Source organism: Cryobacterium sp. CG_9.6 (assembly GCF_029893365.1).
In the GTDB taxonomy this organism is placed as follows: Bacteria; Actinomycetota; Actinomycetes; order Actinomycetales; family Microbacteriaceae; genus Cryobacterium.
In genome coordinates this window covers 1,928,175-1,951,824 of record NZ_JARXUZ010000001.1, presented here as the reverse complement: position 1 = coordinate 1,951,824, position 23,650 = coordinate 1,928,175, and the positions used below count along the sequence as shown (strand labels likewise).

The 23,650-nt window shown below is 61.2% G+C and carries 20 protein-coding genes; 11 read left to right on the top strand and 9 right to left on the bottom strand.

The genetic code is table 11. The annotated features are described in order from the left end of the window. The first annotated feature begins 119 nt into the window (after positions 1–119). Both H4V99_RS08865 and H4V99_RS08860 read left to right on the top strand, forming a co-directional pair. Complete coding sequence (locus H4V99_RS08865; RefSeq protein WP_280677430.1) at positions 120–680, top strand: hypothetical protein; 561 nt, start codon at positions 120–122, stop codon at positions 678–680. Then, entirely contained in the window at positions 637–1,755 is a 1,119-nt protein-coding gene (locus H4V99_RS08860) for a site-specific integrase (protein WP_280677428.1), read from the top strand. The genes H4V99_RS08865 and H4V99_RS08860 overlap by 44 nt, the downstream gene beginning before the upstream one ends. 16 nt (positions 1,756–1,771) lie before the next feature. Here H4V99_RS08860 and glnA read toward each other — a convergent pair whose 3' ends face one another. Next, a complete protein-coding gene (glnA, locus tag H4V99_RS08855) occupies positions 1,772–3,196 on the bottom strand; it encodes a type I glutamate--ammonia ligase (RefSeq protein ID WP_280677426.1) in 1,425 nt (474 codons plus the stop codon). A 144-nt stretch (positions 3,197–3,340) separates the two neighbouring features. Here glnA and H4V99_RS08850 point away from each other — a divergent pair, with 144 nt between their 5' ends. Continuing rightward, the gene (locus H4V99_RS08850; protein WP_280677423.1) at positions 3,341–3,769 is read left to right on the top strand and encodes an RDD family protein; all 429 of its coding nucleotides are present in this window, start codon (positions 3,341–3,343) and stop codon (positions 3,767–3,769) included. An 89-nt stretch (positions 3,770–3,858) separates the two neighbouring features. On the opposite strand, the gene H4V99_RS08845 is transcribed toward H4V99_RS08850, so the two are convergent. Genes H4V99_RS08845 through lipB form a run of 3 tightly spaced genes read right to left on the bottom strand, consistent with a single transcriptional unit; the run spans position 3,859 to position 6,264 of the window. Further along, on the bottom strand, positions 3,859–4,566 hold the full coding sequence (locus tag H4V99_RS08845; protein ID WP_280677421.1) for a DUF4191 domain-containing protein: 708 nt from the start codon (positions 4,564–4,566) through the stop codon (positions 3,859–3,861). 49 nt (positions 4,567–4,615) lie between these two features. Next, the gene (gene lipA / locus H4V99_RS08840; RefSeq protein WP_280677419.1) at positions 4,616–5,602 is read right to left on the bottom strand and encodes a lipoyl synthase; all 987 of its coding nucleotides are present in this window, start codon (positions 5,600–5,602) and stop codon (positions 4,616–4,618) included. Continuing rightward, positions 5,599–6,264, bottom strand: a complete 666-nt coding sequence (gene lipB / locus H4V99_RS08835; RefSeq protein WP_280677417.1) for a lipoyl(octanoyl) transferase LipB — start codon at positions 6,262–6,264, stop codon at positions 5,599–5,601. The genes lipA and lipB overlap by 4 nt, the downstream gene beginning before the upstream one ends. A gap of 161 nt (positions 6,265–6,425) precedes the next feature. Here lipB and H4V99_RS08830 point away from each other — a divergent pair, with 161 nt between their 5' ends. After that, positions 6,426–6,683 (top strand): hypothetical protein, encoded by a 258-nt coding sequence (locus H4V99_RS08830; protein WP_280677415.1) that lies wholly within the window; start codon positions 6,426–6,428, stop codon positions 6,681–6,683. A 3-nt stretch (positions 6,684–6,686) separates the two neighbouring features. After that, the gene (locus H4V99_RS08825) at positions 6,687–8,036 is read left to right on the top strand and encodes a hypothetical protein (RefSeq protein WP_280677413.1); all 1,350 of its coding nucleotides are present in this window, start codon (positions 6,687–6,689) and stop codon (positions 8,034–8,036) included. 11 nt (positions 8,037–8,047) lie between these two features. On the opposite strand, the gene sucB is transcribed toward H4V99_RS08825, so the two are convergent. The 3 genes from sucB to H4V99_RS08810 form a co-directional block, all read right to left on the bottom strand. After that, the gene (gene sucB, locus H4V99_RS08820) at positions 8,048–9,490 is read right to left on the bottom strand and encodes a 2-oxoglutarate dehydrogenase, E2 component, dihydrolipoamide succinyltransferase (protein ID WP_280677411.1); all 1,443 of its coding nucleotides are present in this window, start codon (positions 9,488–9,490) and stop codon (positions 8,048–8,050) included. Positions 9,491–9,562: 72 nt separating this feature from the next. Further along, positions 9,563–10,936, bottom strand: a complete 1,374-nt coding sequence (lpdA, locus tag H4V99_RS08815; RefSeq protein ID WP_280677409.1) for a dihydrolipoyl dehydrogenase — start codon at positions 10,934–10,936, stop codon at positions 9,563–9,565. Positions 10,937–11,034: 98 nt separating this feature from the next. Next, positions 11,035–12,498: a leucyl aminopeptidase gene (locus tag H4V99_RS08810; RefSeq protein ID WP_280677407.1), complete on the bottom strand. Its 1,464-nt coding sequence runs from the start codon at positions 12,496–12,498 to the stop codon at positions 11,035–11,037. Between the two features lie 97 nt (positions 12,499–12,595). Between H4V99_RS08810 and H4V99_RS08805 the strand changes: the two genes are divergently transcribed. The 5 genes from H4V99_RS08805 to H4V99_RS08785 all read left to right on the top strand — a co-directional run bounded on the left by H4V99_RS08805 (position 12,596) and on the right by H4V99_RS08785 (position 18,531). Further along, positions 12,596–13,519: a PAC2 family protein gene (locus H4V99_RS08805; protein ID WP_280677405.1), complete on the top strand. Its 924-nt coding sequence runs from the start codon at positions 12,596–12,598 to the stop codon at positions 13,517–13,519. 122 nt (positions 13,520–13,641) lie between these two features. Further along, positions 13,642–14,976 (top strand): MFS transporter, encoded by a 1,335-nt coding sequence (locus H4V99_RS08800; RefSeq protein WP_280677403.1) that lies wholly within the window; start codon positions 13,642–13,644, stop codon positions 14,974–14,976. 191 nt (positions 14,977–15,167) lie between these two features. Continuing rightward, a complete protein-coding gene (locus tag H4V99_RS08795) occupies positions 15,168–16,502 on the top strand; it encodes an RNA polymerase sigma factor (RefSeq protein ID WP_280677401.1) in 1,335 nt (444 codons plus the stop codon). Positions 16,503–16,504: 2 nt separating this feature from the next. Next, positions 16,505–17,806: a MurT ligase domain-containing protein gene (locus H4V99_RS08790; RefSeq protein WP_280677399.1), complete on the top strand. Its 1,302-nt coding sequence runs from the start codon at positions 16,505–16,507 to the stop codon at positions 17,804–17,806. Further along, entirely contained in the window at positions 17,803–18,531 is a 729-nt protein-coding gene (locus H4V99_RS08785) for a cobyric acid synthase (RefSeq protein WP_280677397.1), read from the top strand. Before H4V99_RS08790 ends, H4V99_RS08785 begins: the two co-directional genes overlap by 4 nt. A 69-nt stretch (positions 18,532–18,600) precedes the next feature. Here H4V99_RS08785 and H4V99_RS08780 read toward each other — a convergent pair whose 3' ends face one another. Beyond that, positions 18,601–18,837, bottom strand: coding sequence for a hypothetical protein (locus tag H4V99_RS08780; RefSeq protein ID WP_280677395.1), 237 nt, complete (start codon positions 18,835–18,837; stop codon positions 18,601–18,603). 160 nt (positions 18,838–18,997) lie between these two features. Between H4V99_RS08780 and H4V99_RS08775 the strand changes: the two genes are divergently transcribed. Further along, positions 18,998–21,076, top strand: coding sequence for a DNA topoisomerase IV subunit B (locus H4V99_RS08775; protein WP_280677393.1), 2,079 nt, complete (start codon positions 18,998–19,000; stop codon positions 21,074–21,076). 11 nt (positions 21,077–21,087) lie between these two features. On the opposite strand, the gene H4V99_RS08770 is transcribed toward H4V99_RS08775, so the two are convergent. Beyond that, positions 21,088–23,580, bottom strand: coding sequence for a DNA topoisomerase IV subunit A (locus H4V99_RS08770; RefSeq protein ID WP_280677391.1), 2,493 nt, complete (start codon positions 23,578–23,580; stop codon positions 21,088–21,090). Between the last annotated feature and the right edge of the window lie 70 nt (positions 23,581–23,650).

The following is a 23,650-nucleotide window of genomic DNA, read 5'->3' as shown; positions in this document are numbered from 1 at the left end:
CGTCTCTTTTCTAGTTGTTTATGACTACAAGAACTAGTACACCATGAATTCTTGTCGTATGCAACTGGATTTAGAAAAAACTAGTGACCTATGAATGGGAACGCTAGTAGAGTGATGTGATGATGACACCGGATCAGCAAATAGGCCGAAACATGGCAGCCTTTCGCGGAGAGATGAGCCAAAAGGAACTGGCCTCCCAGATGCGAACTCTTGGCTGGAAGTGGTCTCAAGCAACGGTTTGGAGCATTGAAAAAGGGGAGCGACCTCTGAGGCTGGCTGAAGCCGAAGACGTTACCCAGATACTCGGGATATTCACTTCAACTAGGCTCACGGTGTCGAGCGACGGAGCCGACATCTTGATCGCCATGAATAAAATGTCAGCGGCTAATCAGGAACTTGAGCATTCCATCGCTAATTTCCATTCAGCACAACTGGAATTGGCCTTGGGAGCTGAAAGCATGGAAATCTCGTTTGAATTAGGTGAAGCCGTTGCAGATTGGCTCCGCACAACTCCCGAGAGTCTGGCTAGCCACTACAGGTTGGAAAACGCGCTTCAAGGTGAACTAGAACAGAAGCTTTACAAGTACGACCCCGTGGACATAACGCAGAGCCAGGGAAAATATATAGACATATTGCATGCGAATTTCAAGGCCCATGGCGAGCATAAAGAAACGTCCTAATGGCATGTACCGCGCCCGGTACCGGGATGCCGCGGGCGTAGAGTACTCTCGACACTTCAAGTACCGGGATAAGACGCAGACCGGTGAGATGACCGCACAAGGCTGGTTGGACTCCGTTACGGCTGCTGTGGTCACCAGCACTTATGTGGACCCGAAGACGGCGAAGATGACCGTGGGGGAGTGGTGCGCCGTTTGGCTGAAGGGCTACGAGACGAACCGGGCGACGACTGTGAGGCAAGCGCGCACTCACGTGAAGCACATCGTGGCCGCATTCGGCGCGCGCCCGCTTGCGAGCGTTCGGCCTTCAGAGGTGAAGGCGTGGACCGTGCAGCTGAAGGCGTCCGGACTGGCAGACTCCACGGTCTATGCCCTGCACGCTCGTCTCTCACATGTGTTCTCAGACGCCGTGCACGACGGTCTCCTGCCCCGGTCGCCGGTGAGCCGTAGAACGTCACCCCCTGCAGGTAAACAACGTCCCTACGTTGCGACCACGGCCCAGGTGTGGGCACTCCACGACGCTATGCCCGAAGGCATGAAGCCGGTGATCTTGCTTGGCGCCTTCGCGGGCCTACGTGTTGCCGAGATCGCAGCGTTGCGAGTCTCAGACGTGGACTTCATGCGCGGCATCATTACCCCGGCGATTCAGTATCCAGCCGAACCGCTGAAGACCGAGATGTCGAAGACACCAATTCCGATTCCTGCTGATTTGGCGCTCGAGCTAAACCGCGTCCCAGCCAAGTGGGGGAGTCCCACTCTGGTCATCGGCGCATTCGGCCGGCCAGTCGCGCCGTACACGATTGAGACGGCCTTCAGGATCGCCAGGGACTCGATCAAAGGCCTACCTGCAGGGTTTCGGATCCACGACCTGCGCCACTACTTTGCATCATTGCTGATCGCGTCCGGGCTCGACGTGAAGGTAGTCCAGAACCGTTTACGGCACGCGTCCGCGAAGACGACACTCGACACCTACAGCCACATGTGGCCAGACAAAGATGAGTCCGCACGCGCGGCCATTGGTAACGTCATGGCTGCTCGTGCGGACTCGTTGCGGACTGAGACACTCTCAGCCCAGTGATTCACTGGGGAAAGACCTACACCCCGTAGTAGAGCTCGAACTCGAACGGGTGCGGGCGCTGGGCAAGAGGCTTGATCTCGTTCTCGCGCTTGTACTCGATCCAGGTTTCGATCAGCTCGGGCGTGAACACGTTTCCGGCAAGCAGGAAGTCGTGGTCGGCCTCGAGAGCCTTCAGGGCTTCCTCGAGCGACGCGGGAACCTGGGGGATGTTCTTTGCTTCCTCCGGCGGAAGTTCGTACAGGTCCTTATCGACCGGCTCGTGCGGCTCGATACGGTTCTTGATACCGTCCAGGCCCGCCATGAGCTGAGCTGCAAAGGCCAGGTACGGGTTTCCGGATGCGTCGGGGGCGCGGAACTCGAGGCGCTTGGCCTTGGGGTTCGTACCGGTGATCGGAATGCGGATCGACGCCGAACGGTTACCGGCCGAGTAGACCAGGTTGACCGGAGCTTCGAAACCCGGAACCAGGCGGTGGTACGAGTTGACCGTGGGGTTCGTGAAGGCCAAAACGGCGGGAGCGTGCTTCAGCAGGCCGCCGATGTACCAACGGGCCACATCGGAGAGCCCGCCATAGCCGGCCTCGTCGTAGAACAGCGGCTTGCCATCGGCCCAGAGGGACTGGTGGGTATGCATGCCCGAGCCGTTGTCGCCGAAGAGGGGCTTGGGCATGAAGGTTGCGGTCTTGCCCCAGTCGTGGGCGGTGTTCTTGACGATGTACTTGAACTTCAGCAGGTCGTCGGCCGCGTGCACCATGGTGTCGAACTTGTAGTTGATCTCACCCTGTCCACCGGTGCCCACCTCGTGGTGGCTGCGTTCGAGGGTCAGGCCGGAGTCAATAAGTTTGAGGCAAATGTCGTCACGCATGTCGACATGCTGGTCAACGGGGCTCACCGGGAAGTAGCCACCCTTGAAGGGTGTCTTGTTGGCGAGGTTTCCGCCCTCTTCCTTACGCCCGGAGTTCCAGGCGCCTTCACTCGAGTCCACGGAGTAGAAGCTGGTGTGCTGGGTTACTTCGTAGCGAACGTCATCGAAGATGTAGAACTCGGCCTCGGAGCCGAAGAACGCCGTGTCACCGATGCCGGTGGAGGCGAGGTATTTCTCAGCCTTCTTGGCAACCTGACGAGGGTCCTTCGAGTAGATTTCACCGTTGCGCGGGTTGTAGATGTCGAAGAGCATGATGAGCGTGCGCTCGGCACGGAAGGGGTCGATGTAGGCGGTTGACACATCGGGGATGAGCTGCATGTCGGACTCGTGGATCGACGCGAAACCGCGGATCGACGAACCATCGAACATCTGACCGACGGTGAAGAATTCTTCATCAACGGTCGAGGCCGGGATGTTGAAGTGCTGCTGCACACCGGGCAGGTCAGTGAAACGGATGTCAAGAAACTTGACGTCGGTGTCCTTAATGAATTTGAGCACTTCTGACGAATCGCGGAACATACGGGTTTACTCCAAACGAAGTGGGCGTGGATCACGCAGTGTTTCACACTGCAGATTCCCTGAGATTACTGTGGCGGCATTACCCGACCGTGACGCTTGTGTTTCACACATGTTACAGGCGAGGTCGCTCGATAGAATCATTGGGTGGCCACTTTTGACTCTTCCTCCCGTCCGTCCGGTCCCCCCGCTCCGAGTTTGTGGCCTGGTGAGCGCCTCGGTCTCCCTCGTTCCGGACCGGGCTCCGTTGGTCGTCCCGGTCGACGCTTGGCGGGGGTTGCTATCGATTGGTCGTTGGCCGTGGGGGTGTCTGTCATCTTCTTCGACTACAGCGCCGTGGCGAACTCTGTGATCTTTGTTTTGCTGCAATTGATCTTCATTCCCACGATCGGCGGCAGCATCGGCCATCGTCTCGTGGGGTTGAGGGTCGTCCCCGTGCTCGGCGGCTGGATCGGTCCGTGGCGTGCGATCGTCCGGTCCGTTTTGCTCGTTATTGTGCTCCCCGCACTGGTTTGGGACTCGGATCAGCGCGGTTTCCACGACAAGGTCGCTGGAACAGTCCTGCTGCGCGCCTGACCGGCCTGGCGCTTCTGCGCTCGTCGAGAACGCGAAAAAAGAACGGGCACCTGATGATCAGGTGCCCGTTCTTTCGTGGTGCGGGAGATCTAGCCGCGCTGCGGCCGGGCCTTCAGGGGATCGACGCCCTTGGGGATGGGAAGTTTGGTCGTCATGGACGTGAGCCTGTTGTTGACCGCAAGGACCTCCGCCTTGGTCAGCGTGGGCTTGATCCGGGTGAGACGACGGGCGAGCTTGTGCAGGGGCACAGCATCGGCGTCAGGTCCCACCGCAATGACGGTCACGGTGACGTTGCCGCCCACCTTGGCCACGCGACGACGTTCGTCATCGAGCATCCGCTGCGTGCGAGTTTTGGGACCCTCGCTGATGAGTACGACCCCGCCGCGTCCCACGGCACGGTACACGGCGTCCTGCGTCTTGCCGTTCACCGCAACGGGCATCTCGCTACCAACCCAGCCGCGCTTAAGCGAGCTGCGCAGAACAGCACCAACGGCTCCTGGCTGGCCCTCGATCTGGGAGTACGCGGCTTTTTCGGCGCGACGCCCCAGAACGATGAGCATGACCAGGCTGCCGGCGAGCACGCCCGAGATAGCCCAGAGAATGATCGTCAGTACGTTTCCGGGTGAAAGAGTCAACGCCAGGGCGACGCTGATGAGAACCGGAACCAGGAAGCCCAGAATCATGATCCAGACGATGTTGGAGTCGTAACGCCGTGTCATCTGGAACACCTGCCACATTTGCTTAATGCGACCGGGCTTCTTGGGTGGTTTTGGAGTTTTGTCCTTGCTGCGTGCCATGAACCTAAGACTACCTAGTCACCTGAATGTTCGTGACCGAATTTCGGGCCTAAACGGCTTGCGCAAAACCGAGTGAGGCATCCGCCAGCGCACGAAGGTCCTCGGGGATCTCGCGACCCGTGGCCTGCATCGACTTCGCCCACAGCCGGCCGGCGCGGTAGGACGACCGCACGAGGGGCCCGGACAGCACGCCAATGAAGCCGATGGCTTCGGCCTCCTCGCGAAGCTCGACAAACTCCTCCGGTCGTACCCAGCGGGCGACGGGCAGGTGCCGGGCGCTCGGGCGCAGGTACTGGGTGATGGTGATGATGTCGGTGCCAGCGTCGTGGAGGTCCTGCAGGGCCTGGCTGACCTCGGCACGTTCCTCGCCCATGCCCAGGATGAGGTTGGACTTCGTGATCATGCCGGCAGCTCGCCCCTGTGTGAGCACATCCAGTGAACGGTCGTACCGAAAAGCGGGTCGAACCCTTTTGAAGATGCGCGGGACGGTTTCCACGTTGTGGGCGAAGACTTCGGGTTTGGCATCAAAAACCTGACCCAGGTGATCAGGGTTGCCGGAGAAATCCGGAATAAGGATTTCGACACCGGTTCCGGGACTCTGCTGGTGAATCTGTCGGATTGTCTCGGCGTAGAGCCAGGCGCCCTCGTCAGGCAGATCGTCGCGGGCGACTCCGGTGACGGTGGCGTAACGCAGATTCATGGCCACAACGGACTCGCCCACACGACGCGGTTCATCGGTGTCGTAGTCAGCTGGCTTGCCCGTGTCGATCTGACAGAAGTCGCACCGGCGGGTGCACTGGGAACCGCCAATAAGGAAGGTGGCTTCACGGTCTTCCCAGCACTCGAAGATGTTGGGACAGCCCGCCTCCTGGCAGACCGTATGCAGGCCTTCGCTCTTCACCAGATTCTGCAGCTTGCGATACTCCGGGCCCATCTTTGCCACGGTCTTGATCCACTCGGGCTTGCGCTCAATGGGAGTCTCGGCGTTACGAATCTCCAGTCGCAGAAGTTTGCGACCCTCGGGTACTGCACTCATGCTGACACCTTCACTGTGCTCGGTCGGTCGGAACCCTGCAGGCTGGACCGGAGAAAATTGGCTTCGACGGATGCGATCACATCGGCCGGTTCGATCAGGTGACCCAGGACGGTCGACATTGTGGTGACGCCGGCGTCCCGGATGCCGCACGCAATGATGTGTGTGTAGGGTTCCAGCGAGTTGCTGCAGTTGAGGGCAAAGCCGTGCATGGTGACACCGTTGGCGACACGAATGCCGATGGCGGCGATTTTTGCTTCCTCACCGGCGGGCCCGACCCAGACTCCCGAGCGTCCTTCTACCCGGACGCCGGTGATGCCGAAGTCCGTGAGCACGCCGATGAGGATTTCCTCCAGCTGGCGCACGTAACCCACAACATCGATGGGATCGGCAAGTGCCAGGATCGGGTATCCCACGAGCTGACCTGGCCCGTGCCAGGTGATCTTGCCCCCGCGATCCACATCGATGACCGGGGTATCGTCCACCGGTCTTTCGTCGGGCAGGGTACGTTTACCCGCCGTATACACGGCGGGGTGCTCAAGGAGAAGGACGGTGTCCGTTTTCTCTCCCGAGACGACGGAACGATGGACTGCGCGTTGGAGCTCAAGGCCCTCAACATACGGCACGGAGTTGGCGCTTAGCCCCGCGACGACAAAGTCGAGCATGCACGCAGTCTAGCTCAGCTGCCGACTGCGGATGTGGCGTTCCGTCCCTGCACACTCCGGTGCATTCGGAGTTCCCCACACGTGTGGCTCCAGAATTACGTGCGGGCGATAGTAGCGAGAAGCTGGTGACATTCGGCACGATCACTACAGGAAGAGTCACCATGATGCAGAGTGGGCGGGCGAGGCACGCGGACGCTGCTGAGCGCGGCAGCACGCCCAACCACGTTCAGGAAAAGTCCGAGACCAACGACGGTCAGGTTCCCCGCGACATTGCGGGTTACCGCGTTGTCCGCACCCTCGCATCGGGTGAACGGTCGGATATCTATTTAGGGCACTCGGCCATCCCCGGACGACCACCCGTGGCACTGAAGGTCTTCCGGCCGACTGCGAATGGCGAATCCATTGAACGCGAGATTTAACTCTTGTGTTCGAACCCCGACGGCCCCTTCGGCACGCTCCTCGATGTGGCCTCGCTGCCGGACGATCGCGTCTGCGTGGTTCTGGAACGGCTTGACGGACGCACGCTGGGGCGCTATCTGAGCGACAGGGGCACCATCTCGACGGGAGAAGCAGTCACTATTCTGGCTTCGGTAACCCTGGCAGTCGCCAAGCTGCATGACGCCGGGCTCAGTCATGGCAGCCTGAGTCCGGTGACCGTGCTCTTTTATCCGACGGGCCGTCCACTACTCGCGGGCCTCGGTGCGCTTCGTGAATTGTCGGAGGAGTCGATGGCCCGACGGAAAGCACTGCGGGAGGATTACTGTCGGCTCACCTGTGTGCTGCGAGAGGTCTTTGCACACCTTGAACCAGGTGCAGAGCAGCACGAGACACGTCGCGAGGCAGGACTCCTCGCCGATAGATTCGAGGGCCTCATCTGGAGCACCCCCTTTCGGCCCTGCCTGCCTGACCTCGAACGTCAGTTGTTCGAGTGGATGCCCGCAGGGCCCGTGCGGCTGATCACTACGGAGACCGACACCACCCCGGGGTGCGCCCCGGGCCGGCTTCTCCCCACAGTGGTGGGTATACCGGTGCAGTCCACTCGGGCGAAGAGGCGCCACCGCGAGCAGTCGGGGGGTCCTCAGCGGCTGCGGGCACGCGCTCAGATGCTGGTCGGGACGGCTCTCGGCCTAGTGGATGGGCATCCGCTCGTGCAGCTTCGATCTCGCCTGACTTCCAGCCTCACAGCTCGTCATCGACCGCTCGTGACCGCCGTGCTCGTGGGCGGCGCCGTGCTTCTCGCGGTGGTCACTCTGATCCCTGCGGGAGAAGGTGACCCCAGCCAGGGTCAGGAGTCAGCTGCCACGCCGCAGGGCGCCGCCACGACGGAGACATCTCCTTCACCTTACGAAGCGGAGGTGGCGCCGTCAGAACCCGTGCGGGAGCCGGCTGCTGCTGATTCTGCGGCGGTGGAGGGTGATGATCCGGTTCTCGCCGTCCCGGTGCTCCTGAACCGTCGTGCTGCGTGCCTGGCGACCGCCTCGGTCGTGTGTCTCGACACGGCTGACCAGTCCGGGTCTACCGCGATGTCGGGCGATAGTTACACAGTTCGGTTACTGCAACAGGGAGGTGCGCTCACTTCGGAGCCGGACTATACGACGCTCGTAGTCGAGCTGGTGGAACGTACCGGCAATATGGCCCTCCTGTCGCTGTCACCTCCTGGTTCCGAAGGAACAGGCAGCGATACGAGGGGTGAGCTAAACAGCAAACCGGCCTCGGTCCTTGTGGTCAAGGGCGAGGCCGGGTGGCGGTTACGCGAGATATTCGCGTATTAGCGACAGTTCACTCAAATGCCGAGGTTGCCCTCGAACGCGCCAGCTTCGAGGCGCGCCTTCATCGTGGTGAGGAAGAGTGCTGCGTTTGCACCGTCAATGATGCGGTGGTCGTACGAGAGGGCGAGGTACACGCTCGAACGAATGGCAATCGAGTCAAGTCCGTCGGTGGTGACAACGAGGGGCTTCTTGTACACAATTCCGGTGCCGAGAATTGCACTCTGCGGCAGGAAGACCACCGGTGTGTCAAACAGGGCGCCACGTGAACCGGTGTTGGTCAGCGTGAACGTTCCGCCCGACAGCTCGTCCGGCTTCAGCTTGTTGTCACGGGTGCGTGCGGCGAGGTCAGCGATCTGCGCAGCGAAGCCGGCAAGATCGAGGTCTCCCGCGTTGCGCACAACCGGTGTCAGCAGCCCGCGCTCGGTGTCAACGGCAATGCTCATGTTTTCCTGAGCCGGGTACACGATGGTGTCACCCTCGATTGTCGCGTTGACAATCGGCACGGCCTGCAGTGCCTCTGCGGCAGCGAGTGCAAAGAACGGCAGGAAGGAGAGCTTGTTACCGGTCTTGGCGTGGAAATCACCCTTGACACGGTCACGGAGCATCGCGACGCGAGTTACGTCCACTTCAATGACGGTCGTGAGCTGAGCGGATGCTTGCATGGAGATGACGGCGCGCTCGGCAATGACCTTACGCAGACGAGACATCGGCTGCGTCGTGCCGCGCAGCGGCGACACTGCAACGACCGGTGCTGCCGCGGAAACGGGAGCGGCAGCGGCAGCAGTTGACGCCGCAGCGATGTCCTGCTTGCGGATGCGTCCACCGACGCCGGTGCCGGTGATCGTTGACAGATCAACGCCAGCCTCGTTGGCCAGCTTGCGCACGATCGGCGTGACGTATCCGCTGGTCCCAGCGTGCGAACCACGGGTCTCCGGTGCGGTGACGGGTGCAGCCACGGGGGCAGCGACAGGAGGCGCAGCCGGTGCCGGTGCGGCGACCGGTGCCGCCACGGGGGCGGGTGCAGCCACGGGGGCGGCCACGGGGGGCGCCACGGGTGCGGGTGCAGCTACGGGGGGCGCAACCGCTGCCGGTGCGGCAACCGGTGCAGCGACGACCGGGGCCGGCTCGGCTACGACAACGGGGGCAGCAACGGGCTCGGGGACCACGACGGGCTCTGCCGCCGCTTCGACAACCGGTTCTGGGGCCGGAGCCGCTGCAGAACCGTCGCCGATCGTGACGAGCGGGGTGCCCACCTCGACAGTTTCGTCTTCCTGAACCAAGATTGCTTCAATGATGCCGGCAATGGGCGACGGAATTTCCGTGTCCACCTTGTCGGTCGACACTTCGAGCAGTGGCTCGTCGACCTCCACGCGGTCGCCCACATTCTTGAGCCAGCGGGTGACCGTTCCCTCTGTGACACTCTCACCGAGTGCCGGGAGGCTGACGGATTCGCTCATGCGCATGTCTCCTTCAAAACCAGTTGTGTATTCATAAGTTATTAGATTTCTCTTCTGTTGCCGGAGAACCGGTTACATAGCGTGGAGGGGCTTGCCGGCAAGGGCCAGGAAGGCCTCACCGAGTGCCTCATTCTGGGTGGGGTGCGCGTGGAACAGGGGAGTGATGTCCTCCGGGTACGCCTCCCAGTTGACAATGAGCTGACCCTCACCGATGAGCTCGCCGACGCGAGCGCCGATCATGTGCACACCGACAATGGGGCCGTCCTTCACCCGGACGAGTTTGATCGAACCACTCGTGCCAAGGATGGAACTCTTGCCGTTGCCTCCGAGGTTGTACTCGTAGGTGGCGATGTCATCCTTACCGAACTTCTCCGCAGCTTGGGCTTCGGAGTAGCCGACGGACGCGATCTCTGGGTCGCAGTATGTCACCTTGGGGATGTTGAGGTCTTCGACGACGATCGGGTTCATGCCCGCGATCTCTTCGGCGACGAAGACGCCGTGCTGGAAGCCACGGTGCGCCAGCTGGAGGCCGGGAACGATGTCACCGACGGCGTAGACGCCGGGGATGTTCGTGGCCAGGCGCTCGTTGGTGATGACGAAACCGCGGTCAACAGTGACACCGACCTCTTCGAAGCCGAGACCAGCAGTTGCCGCGCCGCGGCCCACGGCTACGAGCAGAATGTCTGCTTCGATAACGGTGCCGTTTTCCAGGGTGACGACAACGCCCGTGTCACTCTGCGTGACGCTCTGGAATCGCACCCCGAGAGAGAATTCGATTCCGCGCTTGCGGAATGCCCGCTCCAGCTGCTTGGAGATGGACTCTTCCTCCATCGGAGCGAGGTGGGCAAGACCCTCGACGATAGTGACGTCGGACCCGAAGGATCGCCACACGCTCGCAAATTCAACGCCAATGACGCCGCCGCCGAGGACGACAACCTTCTTGGGCACGTAGTCCAGATCGATAGCCTGCTCGCTCGTGATGACTCGTCCACCCAGTTCGAGTCCGGGGAGCGTGCGGGAGTAGGAGCCGGTGGCGAGAATGATGTTCTTGCCCACGATGGTGTCGTCACCGACCTGAACGGTCGTGGGGGAGATGAGGTGGCCTTCACCCTGAATCACGGTGATACCGCGAGCCTTGACGAGTCCCTGCAAACCCTTGTACTTGCTGGCGACGATTCCCTCACGGAATGCGGTCACCGCTGCAATGTCAATGCCATCAAAGGTGGATTTGACTCCATACTTGGCGCCTTCGCGGCTGACGTCGGCAACCTCAGCGGAGTGCAGGAGCGCCTTTGTGGGGATGCAGCCCACGTGAAGGCACGTGCCTCCCAGCTTGTTCTTTTCGATCAGGCCAACGGTGAAACCGAGCTGCACAGCACGCAACGCTGCTGCGTAGCCACCGCTTCCGCCACCAAGAACGACAATGTCAAAGTTTTGTTCCGACACTCAACTACTCCCTCGCGCACGACACCCTGCACCCGCTGGCTCGGGTTAAACGTGCCAGCAGGCAACAACGGCAAGCTTTTCTTGCCCCTTCGACTGTACTACGGGCGTGAAAAGTCCTCTGCCAGTCGGATGAGCGCCCGAACGGACACTCCGGTGGGCCCGACACCGGTGAATCCCCAGGGGCTGCCGGAGTTTTGTGCCGGTCCCGCGATGTCTACGTGGGCCCACGGAATGTTCGGTGCCACGAACTCCTTAAGGAAGACGCCGGCCAGAAGCATCCCACCGGCAGTGCTCCCGATTTTGGCGTTGGCGATATCTGCAACGTCAGAGTTCAGCGTGGCGCGCAGCTCGGACGGGAAGGGCATGGGCCACGCCGGTTCGCCGACACTCGTGCTTGCTGTCAAGACGTCGGCGACCAGATTGTCGTCACCCATCACTCCGTAATAGCGGTTTCCCAATGCGACGACGGCGGCGCCCGTCAGCGTTGCCACGTCAATGATGGCATCCGGCTCTTCTTCGCCGGCCGCAACGAGACCATCGGCGAGGACGAGGCGACCCTCGGCATCCGTGTTCAAAACCTCGACCGTGCGACCGCCGCGCATCCGCAGCACGTCGTTTGGTCGAATAGCCGACCCGGAGGGCATGTTTTCGGCGATGCACATCCAGGCGGTGATGCGCAGCGGAAGCTGAAGTCGAGCAGCGGCAGCAATAACGGCCAATACCGTTGCGGCACCGGTCATGTCGTACTTCATGCCGACCATGGATGCCGGTGGCTTGAGGGACAGTCCGCCGGTGTCAAAGGTAATTCCCTTACCCACCAGTGCAAGGTGCTTCGTTGCGGTGGCTGGCGTGTAGCTGAGCTTTACCAATCGCGGGGGACGAGTGGAACCCTGCCCGACGCCGGCAATTCCTCCGAAGCCATCGGCCACAAGCTGCTTTTCATCCCAGACAGTGACGTCAATCGGGAGTCCCTTCACAGCCTGGTTTGCCTGCGCCGCGAGTGTCTCGGGATAAAGGTCGAGGGGAGGCATGTTGACGAGGTCCTTGACGAGGCCGACCGAGGTGCTCAGTGCTTCTGCCCGGTTCACCGCATCAGGTGCATCAACGCTCGTGTGCACGGTGATCTGTGACGCGGGCAGCCGTGTCGTGGCCAATGAACTGTGCCGGTAGTCCGTGTAGGAGTATCCGCCGAGTGCCGCGCCCTCCAGAAGAGCGTTGACCTCGAGGGCGGTCTCGACCGGAATCGCAAACGCAACGGTGGTGAGTCCGGTGAGCTGGCGCACGGCGGATCCAGCGGCATGACGCAGAGAATCCGTCGTGACCGCTCGACCAATTCCCACAATGGCAATGGAACGCATCGCTCCGGCCGGAGCGGCAACCCGCATAATTTCGTCGGGGGCACCCGTCACACCCAGTGCGTTCAACTGATCGGTGAGGAACTCCAACGTGGGGTCTGCGAGGAGGCGGGGAACGCCATCCGTCTGCTGCGCAGCAACAACGATGATGTCGGCGGCCGAATCAAGAACGGCCACAGTGGATACGAAAAGCTGGGGGACTGTCATAACACGATCGTACGTCCCGAAACAGTGTTCGCTCTCGGCACTACGTATCTCTAGCCGAATTGCGTCTGTGCGACAAGGGGCGGAATACAGTTAAGACATGCGGGATCCTTTAGAACTGTACAAGCTGACCGCGGATGCTGAGAACGTGCCCGACGGTTTGAATTTGGTTGCGGGCCTGACCGGCTTCGCCGATGCCGGCGGAGCAGTGTCGCAATTTACCGAGTACCTGCTGGGTACTTTGGAGCACACCGTGATCGCCGAATTCGACCCCGATGAGCTTCTCGACTATCGCGCTCGTCGGCCGATCATTTACTTCGATAAAGACCATCTCACCGACTACCAGCCGCCGTCGTTGCGCCTGTACTTGGCTCACGACGAAATTGGGCAGCCGTTCCTCTTTCTCGGCGGCTTCGAACCGGACTTTCGCTGGGAACACTTCACCGCTGCCATCATGCAGCTCGTACGCCGCTTCACCGTGGCTTCAACAACGTGGGTGCACGCCATTCCGATGCCCGTACCGCACACGCGGCGTATTGGTGTGACCGTGAGTGGAAATCGTTCTGATCTCATTGGCAGCATGTCGGTCTGGAGACCTCACACTCAGGTCGCAGCAAACGTGCTGCATCTGGTTGAGTTCAGGCTTCAGGAAATGGGCGCGTCAACGGTCGGCTACGTGCTCCTGATTCCCCATTACCTCTCCGACACGGAATTCCCATCGGCCGCTCTCTCGGCTCTGGAGAGCACGAGCGCATCGACGGGACTGATTTTTCCGACCGATCGGTTGCGGGAAGCCAATCGCGAGTTCATTGCGCGGATCGATGACCAGGTGCGTGAGAATCCCGAACTGGCAAAGCTGGTGGGCACCTTGGAACAGCGTTACGACGCGTATATGGAGGACAGCCCCCTCCGGTCTCCACTGACCGACGAAGACGGTGAGTTGCCGACAGCCGACGAGATTGCCGCTGAGCTGGAGAACTTCCTGATGATTCGGCGCACCCGGGACGACGGCCCACTGAGTTGACCCACTCAGCTGATGTCGCACCGCGCTGATGTCGCACCGCGCTGATGTCGCACCGCGCTGATGTCGAACTGAGCTGACCGTCCGCTTCGTCGTGGCCATGGTGCCGCGGGTAAGTTAGGTAAGTGAACTCCCGTCGATCCTGGTTAGTCTTCTACATCGGGTCGTTCGCGTACCTGTCTGCGGTTTTGCAACGCACATCGCTCGGTATCGCCGGAGTCTCAGCGTCCGAACGTTTCGGCGGATCTGCCGCGGTGCTGTCGAGTCTGGCTGTCGTTCAGCTCATCGTCTATGCATCGGCGCAGATTCCCGTGGGAGTGATGGTGGACCGATTTGGGCCGCGAGCGCTCATGGTGGGTGGAACGGCGCTCATGGTTATTGGCCAGCTCACCCTCGCGTTTGCTCCGAGCATCACCATTGCTGTGATCGGCCGCATTCTTGTGGGCGCGGGGGACGCCGCCATTTTCATCTCCATGATCCGTCTGATCAGCTCGTGGTTCCAGGGTCGCATCGTTCCGATCCTGTCTCAGTGGATGGGAAACATCGGCCAGTTGGGGCAGGTGCTGTCGGCAATTCCCCTGGCGTGGCTCCTGCATGTGTGGGGGTGGACACCGGCTTTTGTCTCGGCAGCGTCGGTTGCCCTGATCGCACTGATCGTGCTGCTCCTCTTCGTGAGAGATCGCCCCGCAGGCGCGTCGGAGCACAGCAGGGCGAACACCTGGTCCGAAGCGGTGACGCAATTGAGAGAGAGTTTTACCCGTCCTGGGACGCAGCTCGGCTTTTGGTCTCACTACGTGACCCAATCATCAGGAACGGTGTTCACCCTGCTGTGGGGTTTTCCGTTCATGGTTTACGGGTTGGGCTACGATCCCGCGCGGGCGGCGGCCATGCTCACGATCCTGGTGGGAGCGGGTCTTGTTTTTGGCCCTGTTCTCGGTGTCTTGACCGCCCGCTATCCCCTTCGGCGCAGCAATATTGTGCTTGCCATTGTGTGTGCCATTGGTGTGGCGTGGGCCGTTGTGCTCCTGTGGCCGGGAACCCCGCCCGTCGGTGTGATTGTGACACTGCTGATTGTGCTCGGTATCGGTGGCCCCGGCTCCCTCATCGGCTTCGATTTTGCGCGCACGTTCAACCCTCAGCGCAGCCTGGGTTCGGCAAATGGTGTGGTGAACGTCGGTGGGTTCACTGCGAGCTTCACGATCATGTTTGTGATGGGGCTGCTTCTGGATCTCCAGGATGGTTGGCGCACGGCCGGGGGAGCACCGAGCGACCTGTATTCCCTCAGTTCCTTCAAGGTTGCTTTTGCCGTTCAGTACCTGATTGTGGGACTCGGAGTGATTTTTCTTCTTCGAGCTCGCTCCCGCACACGAGAGCAACTCTCGCGTGATGAGGGAATAGACGTGGCCCCGGTGTGGGTTGCAGTCTCCAGAGCATGGAAAAAGCGGAATGGGACAGCGTAGTCGACACCCTGGCTTGTCGTCCAGAGAAACCGTGCAATAATTAGGAACAGGACCCGTTCTGGTCTTGGGAGTTCCGGTGAAATGCCGGCACGGTTGTCCCGGGACTTGACATGGGTCCTAGTACTGCCCGAAATCCCCGGAAGTAGGTGGAAGTCGGCACGTGCGCATAACTCGGCATGAGAGGTGTTCGAATGGCAACCCCCGTAAAAACTGAGCTGACCACCGAGGTCACAACAACCAGTGCGGCTGCGGCTTCCGCCGCTGCGGAGAGTGCGCCAGCAAAGGCCGCCAAGCCCAAGACCGCTACAGCGAAGACCGCGGCTGCCAAGACTGCCGCCGCGAAGACTGCCGCCGCTAAGCTGGCCGCAGCAGCCGCTCCGGCTGCCCCCGCTGCAGCTGCTGAAAAGGCGCCGCCGCGTAAGCGCGCCGCCGCGGTGAAGAAGACCACGGCCAAAGACGAAGACACCTCCGACGAGGTCCCCACCGATGACGATGACTCGGACGACGAGAAGCGCACCGCTCCCACCGAGCCGCTTCCCAAGGGAGCCCTCGTCTTGTCTCTCGTCGATGACGAAGACGAAGTTCCGGTTTATTCCAGCGCCATCACCGGCGCAACGGCAGACCCGGTCAAGGACTACCTGAAGCAGATCGGTAAGGTTGCCCTGCTCAATGCGGCCGAAGAGGTCGAGCTCGCGATGCGCATCGAAGCTGGGCTGTTCGCCGAGGACAAGATGGCGGAAATGACCGACGCCGAAAAGAAGACGGCCCTCGGCCGCGAACTTCAGTGGGTTGCCAAAGATGGCGCCCGCGCTAAGAGTCACCTGCTCGGCGCTAACCTCCGCCTGGTTGTGTCACTCGCCAAGCGCTACACGGGTCGTGGAATGCAGTTCCTTGACCTTATCCAAGAGGGCAACCTGGGTCTGATCCGTGCCGTCGAGAAGTTCGACTACACCAAGGGATTCAAATTCTCCACGTACGCAACGTGGTGGATTCGTCAGGCGATCACCCGTGCCATGGCGGACCAGGCTCGCACGATTCGTATCCCGGTTCACATGGTTGAGGTCATCAACAAGCTCGCTCGGGTGCAGCGTCAGATGCTGCAGGATCTGGGTCGCGAACCCACACCGGAAGAGCTCAGCCGTGAGCTCGACATGACGCCCGAAAAAGTCGTCGAGGTGCAGAAGTACGGTCGCGAGCCCATTTCGCTTCACACCCCGCTGGGTGAAGATGGTGACAGCGAGTTCGGTGACCTCATTGAGGACACCGAAGCCGTTGTACCGGCCGACGCCGTCGGGTTCACCATGCTGCAAAAGCAGCTGGAAAGTTTGCTCGATTCCCTGTCTGAGCGCGAAGCCGGAGTGATCCGTATGCGCTTCGGACTCGGTGACGGTATGCCCAAGACTCTCGACCAGATAGGTGACACGTTTGGTGTGACGCGTGAGCGCATTCGTCAGATTGAGTCGAAGACGATGGCGAAATTGCGTCACCCCTCGCGGTCGCAGTCACTACGCGACTACCTCGAGTAGACGTGCCTGTTCGTTATGCCCCGGCGATCCTGGTGGGACGGGTCGTGCGGGTGGTTGCGCGTTGGCGCAAACCCGGCGGAGGTTCCGCCATTCCCGGGGTTGTCGTCAACCGTATTGCCCCGGGTTTTCTGACCACTACGCTGAACAGCTTCCCGCAGGGTCTGGTCATTGTGACGGGATCGAGCGGAAAATCGACCACGACGAAGATGCTCGTGGCGGTACTGCGTGCCCATGGAACACGAGTATTCACCAACTCGTCCACCGCGAACATTAGCCAGGGCCTGACATCTGCTCTCCTGGAGCGGGTCAGCCTGACCGGGCGTATGAGTGACGATATCGGTGTGCTCGAAATGGACGAGGGCCACGGCGCTCGGATCGCGGGGGGACTCACGCCACGCGTTGTGGCGTTGACCAACGTGATGGTGGACCAGATTGATCGATTTCACGATTCCGAAATGGTCGCATCGCTCCTGGCTGCAATTGCCGCACGCGCCACAGAGACCGTTGTGCTCAACGCCGACGACCAGTTTCTCGTCGACGTGGGATCGGGACTGAGGTCCGAGGTCAGTGTTGCCCCGTATGGTGTGAGTGCCAGTGTTCTCGCTGCGAACCCGCGGGGTCTCGGTTACGCCCGCACTGCCAGTGATCGTCTGCGATCCGGCGCTGGTGTCGTCGTCACGGGCGTGGCGGGGCGTCGCGCCGACGTGTCCCTGCCGTCCTCGAGCGAGGTTGAGGCGAAGCCGTCCACCACGGTCAGCATTGATCTGCCGGCTCGAGGAACGCACTACGCCGTGGATGCCGCCACGGCGCTGGCTACGGCCCGCGCCGCACTGGGAGAGCGGTTCGACGCCGCTGTCGCTGCGGAAGCACTCTCCACGATCCCTGCCGTTTTTGGTCGTGGCGAGATTGTTTCTGTGCACGGGCAGCAGGTTGAATTTGTGCTGGTGCAGAATCCGGCGAGTTTTCAGTTGAACGTTGATGCCCTCGAACCGCAGACCGAGCAGATTTTGATCGTGATCGGGTCGGATGTTCGCGACCCGTCGTATTTCTGGTCGGTGAACACGTCGTCGCTCACCCATGTGCTGATCGCATCCGGTTCGAAAGCTCACGATATTGCTCTGCAATTGGCCTATGACAACGTGGTCGTTGACCGGATCGAAGCGGATGTTCCGACGGCACTGGACGCCTTCCTTGCCCTCCCGGCACCCAGACACGGGCTCAAGACCATTATCTTCTCGGCTGATGGAATGCGCCGTACCCGCGCGCATCTGGGCCTGGCTACCAATGACGAGGTGCAGTCATGACCCGAACGCTCACGATCATTTCTCTGCTACCCCATCTGTTGAATACGAACGGCGACGCGGAGAATGCGCGCGTGTTGGCCCAGCGGGCGCGTTGGAGCGGTCATGACGCATCCGTTGTGACCGTGACGAATCGTGCGGACCTTCCCGACGTGGTCGATGCGATTGTCATTGGGTCCGGATCTGACGCCGCACTGACCGAGGCCCGGGACGTGTTGTTGACAATGGTCGACAAGCTTCGCGAGTGGACGACAGCAGGAGTGCCGTTACTTGCAGTGGGAACCGGCTGGGAATTGCTGAGTTGGGGGATTGAACTCACCGATGGAAAAGTGATTGAGGGACTCGGACTCGTGGCCGGCCGAGCCGTACCGCGCCTGACCCGGGCTACTGACGATCTCGTCGTGACAAGCAAGCACGGTCGGCTGGTGGGATTCGAGAATCACGCCCGTGACTACGTGGGTGCGGAGGCATCGCCACTGGGCCGTGTTGCTTATGGAGCCGGTAATGGAAACGGCGGTGAGGGCCTCGTGATGGGTGACGTCGTGGGAACCCACCTTCACGGCCCGGTGCTTGCGCGCAATCCACGGCTTGCCGACCATCTCCTGACCGCCGCTCTTCGTCGTGCCGGTGTTGACTATGCGCCCGGCGAACGCACGATCTCAGTCGATGCAGTGGCCGAAGCCGCCCGCGACCGGGTCGCCGCTGGTTTGTCGCTTCCCAGCGCGTAACCTACAAAAAACGGCCCGGGGAATCGTCTCAGACGATTCCCCGGGCCGTTTGTGTGCCTGTGGTGGTGGCTAGGAGCGCTGGTCTTCGAGCAGGCGGCTCGACTCATCGTGCCAGCTCTCGGCGATGGCCGACAGCTTCTCTTGGTGCTTGCGACCGTGGTGGGCGCAGAACAAGAGTTCACTGTTATTGACGACGACGCGGATGTAGGCCTGTGCACCACAAGCGTCGCAGCGGTCCGCTGCGGTCAGCTGGTGGGGAGCGCCCTGCTGGTCTGCTGCACTATTGTCGGTGGCGATCTTGGACATGTGTTCCTCCTCCAGACAAAAAACCTAATTGCCTCTTGCACTATGTAAACATGCCTCGGCTGTATTAAGGAGCACAATACGGGCTATTTCGCTTGCGGCGTACCAGGTCGTGGTGAGTGTCGTTTTCCGGCGGCGCCAGTGGGGCCGGTAATCTTAGAAAGTGAGTTCTGATTATTCTGCGCGCCATCTGTCCGTCCTCGAAGGGCTTGAGGCGGTGCGCAAACGTCCGGGCATGTACATCGGCTCCACGGACTCCCGCGGTCTTATGCACTGCCTCTGGGAAATCATCGACAACTCCGTTGATGAGGCCCTCGGTGGGCACGGCAGCAGCATCACGATTGAACTGCATCCCGACCACAGCGTGGAAGTGCGTGATACCGCTCGTGGCATCCCTGTTGACATTGAGCCCAAAACCGGTCTGACCGGTGTTGAAGTTGTCTTTACCAAACTGCACGCCGGCGGTAAATTCGGGAGCGGCTCGTATGCAGCATCGGGCGGACTGCACGGAGTAGGCGCATCCGTCGTGAATGCCCTCTCTGAACGCCTCGACGTTGAGGTTGACCGGGACGGTAAGACGTGGGCGATGTCCTTCCACCGCGGCGAGCCGGGGCTGTTCGCCGATACCGGTGACAAGAGCCCGGACGCCCCGTTCACGCCCTTTGAGAACCAGAGTGTGTTGCGGGTGATCGGCAAGGTTGCCAAGGGAGTCACCGGAACGCGGGTGCGCTACTGGGCAGACCGCCAGATCTTCACCAAGGGCGCTGCGTTCCAAACGGAGGACGTGCTCAATCGTGCCCGCCAGACGGCTTTTTTGGTGCCGGGCTTGGCCATTGAGGTGGCCGATCGCCGCAAGGACGAGGAGGTCGTGAACGCGTTCCAGTTTGCAGGAGGCATTTCCGAGTTCGTCGACCACCTCGCCACCGACACGCCCATCACCGATACCTGGCGCCTCACCGGAAACGGCACGTTCAAGGAAACAGTCCCCGTGCTCACCAATAAGGGTGCGATGGTGCCCACGGAACTCGAGCGGGAGTGTCAGGTGGATATTGCCCTGCGCTGGGGGACCGGCTACGACACGATCGTGCAGAGTTTCGTCAATATCATTGCCACACCCAAGGGTGGCACCCATCAGGCCGGCTTTGATGCGGGCCTGCTCAAATTTCTCCGCGCGCAGGTGGAACAGAACGCGCGACGGCTCAAAGTGGGCTCGGACAAGCTCGACAAGGATGACGTCATGGCTGGGCTGACGGCTGTGCTCACGGTGCGTCTTCCCGAGCCGCAGTTCGAGGGACAGACCAAAGAGGTGCTCGGCACACCGGCTGTGCGGGCCATTGTGGCCGCAGTCGTAGCGAAAGCCATGAATGAACGCTTCCTGTCGCCCAAACGCGATGACAAGGCTCAGTCTGCGGTCGTCCTCGACAAGATCGTCGCCGAAATGAAGTCGCGCATTTCGGCGCGGGCACACAAGGAAACCCAGCGCCGCAAGAATGCGCTGGAGAGCTCATCGCTGCCCGCAAAACTTGTGGACTGTCGCAGCAATGATGTCTCCACGAGTGAGCTGTTCATTGTGGAGGGTGACTCGGCCCTCGGCACGGCGAAACTGGCTCGCGACAGTGAACACCAGGCCCTGCTGCCGATTCGCGGCAAGATTCTCAACGTGCAGAAGGCATCCGTCTCCGACATGCTGTCGAATACCGAGTGCGCATCGATCATTCAGGTGATCGGCGCCGGATCGGGCCGCAGCTTCGATCTGTCGGCCGCCCGGTACGGCAAGGTCATTATCATGAGTGACGCTGATGTGGACGGCGCGCACATTCGCACCCTCCTGCTCACACTCTTCTTCCGGTACATGCGCCCCATGATCGCCGAGGGTCGCGTCTTCGCTGCGGTGCCGCCCCTGCACCGTGTTGTCGTGATGAACCCCGGCAGTAAACCCAACGAAACGATTTACACGTACTCCGAGCCGGAATTGTACGGTGTGCTGAGTGCACTCGAGAAGAAGGGGCGGCGATACCAGGACCCCATCCAGCGCTACAAAGGACTGGGTGAAATGGATGCCGACCAGCTCGCGACAACGACCATGGAACGCGCCCATCGCACCCTGCGTCGCGTTCGAGTCAACGACGCCGACGCCGCTGCACGAGTGTTCGAGCTCCTGATGGGAAACGATGTCGCACCCCGCAAGGAATTCATCGTGGACAGCTCCGACAAGCTCAGCCGAGATCGTATCGACGTCTGATCCGGTGTCGCCTAGATCTCGGCGCCAATCACGCCAATGATCGCATCGAGCATGAGCCCCGACGCATCCCGACGTGACCCCGAATCCGGGAGGGTGCGGGGCACACCCTCCAGGGACGTTGCGCGAGCCGGCGCTGCTCCCACCCAGGCAATCGCAATCGTGTCTTCCCCCTTGAGAAAACGGTGCGATCGCACACCACCGGTGGCACGTCCCTTGGCCGGGTACTCGGTGAACTCCGAGAGCTTGGCGCTGCCTGGATCGGTCCCCGGCAAGGTCTGACTTCCGATTGCAACGGTTGCGACCACCGCGACATCGGCCTCGGCCGAGTTGAGGCTGGTGAAATAGACGACCGCGGCACCGGGGGAGAGCTTAATACCAGCCATTCCGCCGGCCGCTCTGCCCTGAGGACGCACGCCAGCCGCCGCGAAACGGAGCAGCTGCGCATCGGAGGTAATGAAGATGAGGTCATCATCTTCGCCGCCCTGCGCAACACCAACAACCTCGTCCTTCGGTTTGAGCGCAATGATCTCGAAGTCCGGTTTGTTGGCCCAATCACCCGGCGTGACGCGCTTCACAATTCCCTGGCGCGTACCGAGCACAATGGCTCGTTCGGATTCCAGGGATACCAACCCAAGAACCCGTTCGCCGCGACTGGCCAGAACAAGGTAGTCGGCGATGCGCACCCCGGCGGCAAGTTGAATCGACGTGGGGGGCATGACGGGGAGGTCAACGGGCGAGAATCGGATGAGCCGACCATGGTTGGTGACCGCGCCAATTTCTGTGCGGCTCGTGGTCTCCAACGACGACAGGATCGCATCGTGCTTGCTTCGGCGCTGTGGGGGAGTGATGCGTTGGGGAACAGACTCGTCCACGGCGGCTAGATCGACGCGAGCAATGCGCCCGGTTGCGCTCAGGAAGATGCGGGTGGGGATGTCCTGCACTTCGAGGACAGCGGCCTGACGCTTGGCTGCGGCAGCTGACATCCCGGCGATGCTCGGTTTTGCCTCGGTGAGTACCGTTCGTCGCGGGGTGCCAAACCGATCGGCGACGGTGGCCAGCTCGGCCGATACAAGGGTTCTAATCGCTGCCTTGCTGGAGAGAAGCTTCTCCAACTCGGCGATTTCGGCGAGGAGTTGGTCGCGCTCCGCCTCCAGCTCGATGCGGGAGAAGCGGGTGAGCCTCCGCAGGCGTAGCTCCAGAATGTACTCGGCCTGCACCTGGCTCAGGTCGAAAACGTCGATGAGGCGAGCCCTGGCCATCTCGGTGTCGTCGCTCGCGCGAATCACCTGAATGACCTCGTCAATGTCGACAATGGCCACCAGAAGACCCTCCACGAGGTGGAGACGCTCCCTGCGGCGGGCGAGCCGGTAGGAGGAACGACGGGTCACCACGTCAATACGGTGGTTCACATACACGAGCAGGAGCTCGCGAAGTCCGAGAGTCTGCGGTGCGCCCTCCACGAGGGCGACAGCATTGATGTTGAAGGAGTCTTCGAGGGGCGTGTAGCGGTAGAGCTGTTCGAGAACCGCATCGGGGCTGAACCCCGTTTTGATTTCAATCACGAGGCGGAGACCCTTTGTGCGGTCGGTGAGGTCGGTGACGTCAGAGATTCCGCTGAGTTTCTTGGAGTTGACGCCGTCCTTGATCTTCTCGATCACCTTTTCGGGCCCCACGAGATAGGGGAGTTCCGTGACGACAAGCCCCGTCTTTCGGGCACTGATGGACTCCACCGTCACGCGCGCCCGAGTCTTAAAGGAGCCACGACCGGTGAGGTAGGCGTCTTTGATACCGGCGAGTCCTACGATTGTGCCGCCGGTCGGCAGGTCCGGTCCCGGAATGAACTCCATCAGGTGCTCGAGTGACGCTTCGGGGTAAGCGAGCAGGTGACGTGCCGCTCCCACCACCTCGATGAGGTTATGGGGTGCCATATTTGTGGCCATACCCACGGCGATGCCGCTCGCCCCGTTGACGAGGAGGTTGGGGTAGGCGGCGGGGAGCACATCGGGTTGCGTCAGCTGGTTGTCGTAGTTCGGTACGAAATCCACGACGTCTTCATCAAGGTTTTCGGTCATCGCCAGGGCGGGTGCCGCGAGGCGAGCTTCGGTGTATCGAGGTGCCGCCGGGCCGTCGTCGAGAGACCCGAAATTGCCGTGGCCATCGATGAGGGGCACGCGCAGCGAAAACGACTGGGCCATGCGCACGAGGGCGTCATAAATGGCCGTGTCACCGTGCGGGTGAAGTTTACCCATCACCTCGCCCACAACACGGGCGGACTTGACGTGACCCCGGTCGGGACGCAGGCCCATCTCGCTCATCTGGTATAGAATGCGACGCTGAACAGGTTTCAACCCATCACGGGCATCCGGAAGGGCACGTGAGTAGATGACCGAGTAGGCGTACTCGAGAAAAGAGCCCTGCATCTCGATGGATACGTCGACGTCTTCGATTCGTTCCGTGTTGTTCGCGGTGCTGGCGGCGGGAGGGGTATTGGCTGCGCGGCTCATTCGTTATTCGGCTTCTGTCGTGTCCGTCCCGAGAGAATTTTCACCGGGATAGCAGTGGTTTTGCGCACTC

What these genes read in the sequence shown, in the direction of transcription:
- H4V99_RS08810 (WP_280677407.1), bottom strand. Translation starts at nt 12,498, where the DNA reads ATGACAGTCCCCCAGCTTTTCGTATCCACTGTGGCCGTTCTTGATTCG.
- H4V99_RS08770 (WP_280677391.1), bottom strand. Translation starts at nt 23,580, where the DNA reads ATGAGCCGCGCAGCCAATACCCCTCCCGCCGCCAGCACCGCGAACAAC.
- glnA (WP_280677426.1), bottom strand. Translation starts at nt 3,196, where the DNA reads ATGTTCCGCGATTCGTCAGAAGTGCTCAAATTCATTAAGGACACCGAC.
- H4V99_RS08785 (WP_280677397.1), top strand. Translation starts at nt 17,803, where the DNA reads ATGACCCGAACGCTCACGATCATTTCTCTGCTACCCCATCTGTTGAAT.
- H4V99_RS08805 (WP_280677405.1), top strand. Translation starts at nt 12,596, where the DNA reads ATGCGGGATCCTTTAGAACTGTACAAGCTGACCGCGGATGCTGAGAAC.
- H4V99_RS08780 (WP_280677395.1), bottom strand. Translation starts at nt 18,837, where the DNA reads ATGTCCAAGATCGCCACCGACAATAGTGCAGCAGACCAGCAGGGCGCT.
- lipA (WP_280677419.1), bottom strand. Translation starts at nt 5,602, where the DNA reads ATGAGTGCAGTACCCGAGGGTCGCAAACTTCTGCGACTGGAGATTCGT.
- sucB (WP_280677411.1), bottom strand. Translation starts at nt 9,490, where the DNA reads ATGAGCGAATCCGTCAGCCTCCCGGCACTCGGTGAGAGTGTCACAGAG.
- H4V99_RS08845 (WP_280677421.1), bottom strand. Translation starts at nt 4,566, where the DNA reads ATGGCACGCAGCAAGGACAAAACTCCAAAACCACCCAAGAAGCCCGGT.
- H4V99_RS08830 (WP_280677415.1), top strand. Translation starts at nt 6,426, where the DNA reads ATGATGCAGAGTGGGCGGGCGAGGCACGCGGACGCTGCTGAGCGCGGC.
- lipB (WP_280677417.1), bottom strand. Translation starts at nt 6,264, where the DNA reads ATGCTCGACTTTGTCGTCGCGGGGCTAAGCGCCAACTCCGTGCCGTAT.
- H4V99_RS08865 (WP_280677430.1), top strand. Translation starts at nt 120, where the DNA reads ATGATGACACCGGATCAGCAAATAGGCCGAAACATGGCAGCCTTTCGC.
- H4V99_RS08795 (WP_280677401.1), top strand. Translation starts at nt 15,168, where the DNA reads ATGGCAACCCCCGTAAAAACTGAGCTGACCACCGAGGTCACAACAACC.
- H4V99_RS08860 (WP_280677428.1), top strand. Translation starts at nt 637, where the DNA reads ATGCGAATTTCAAGGCCCATGGCGAGCATAAAGAAACGTCCTAATGGC.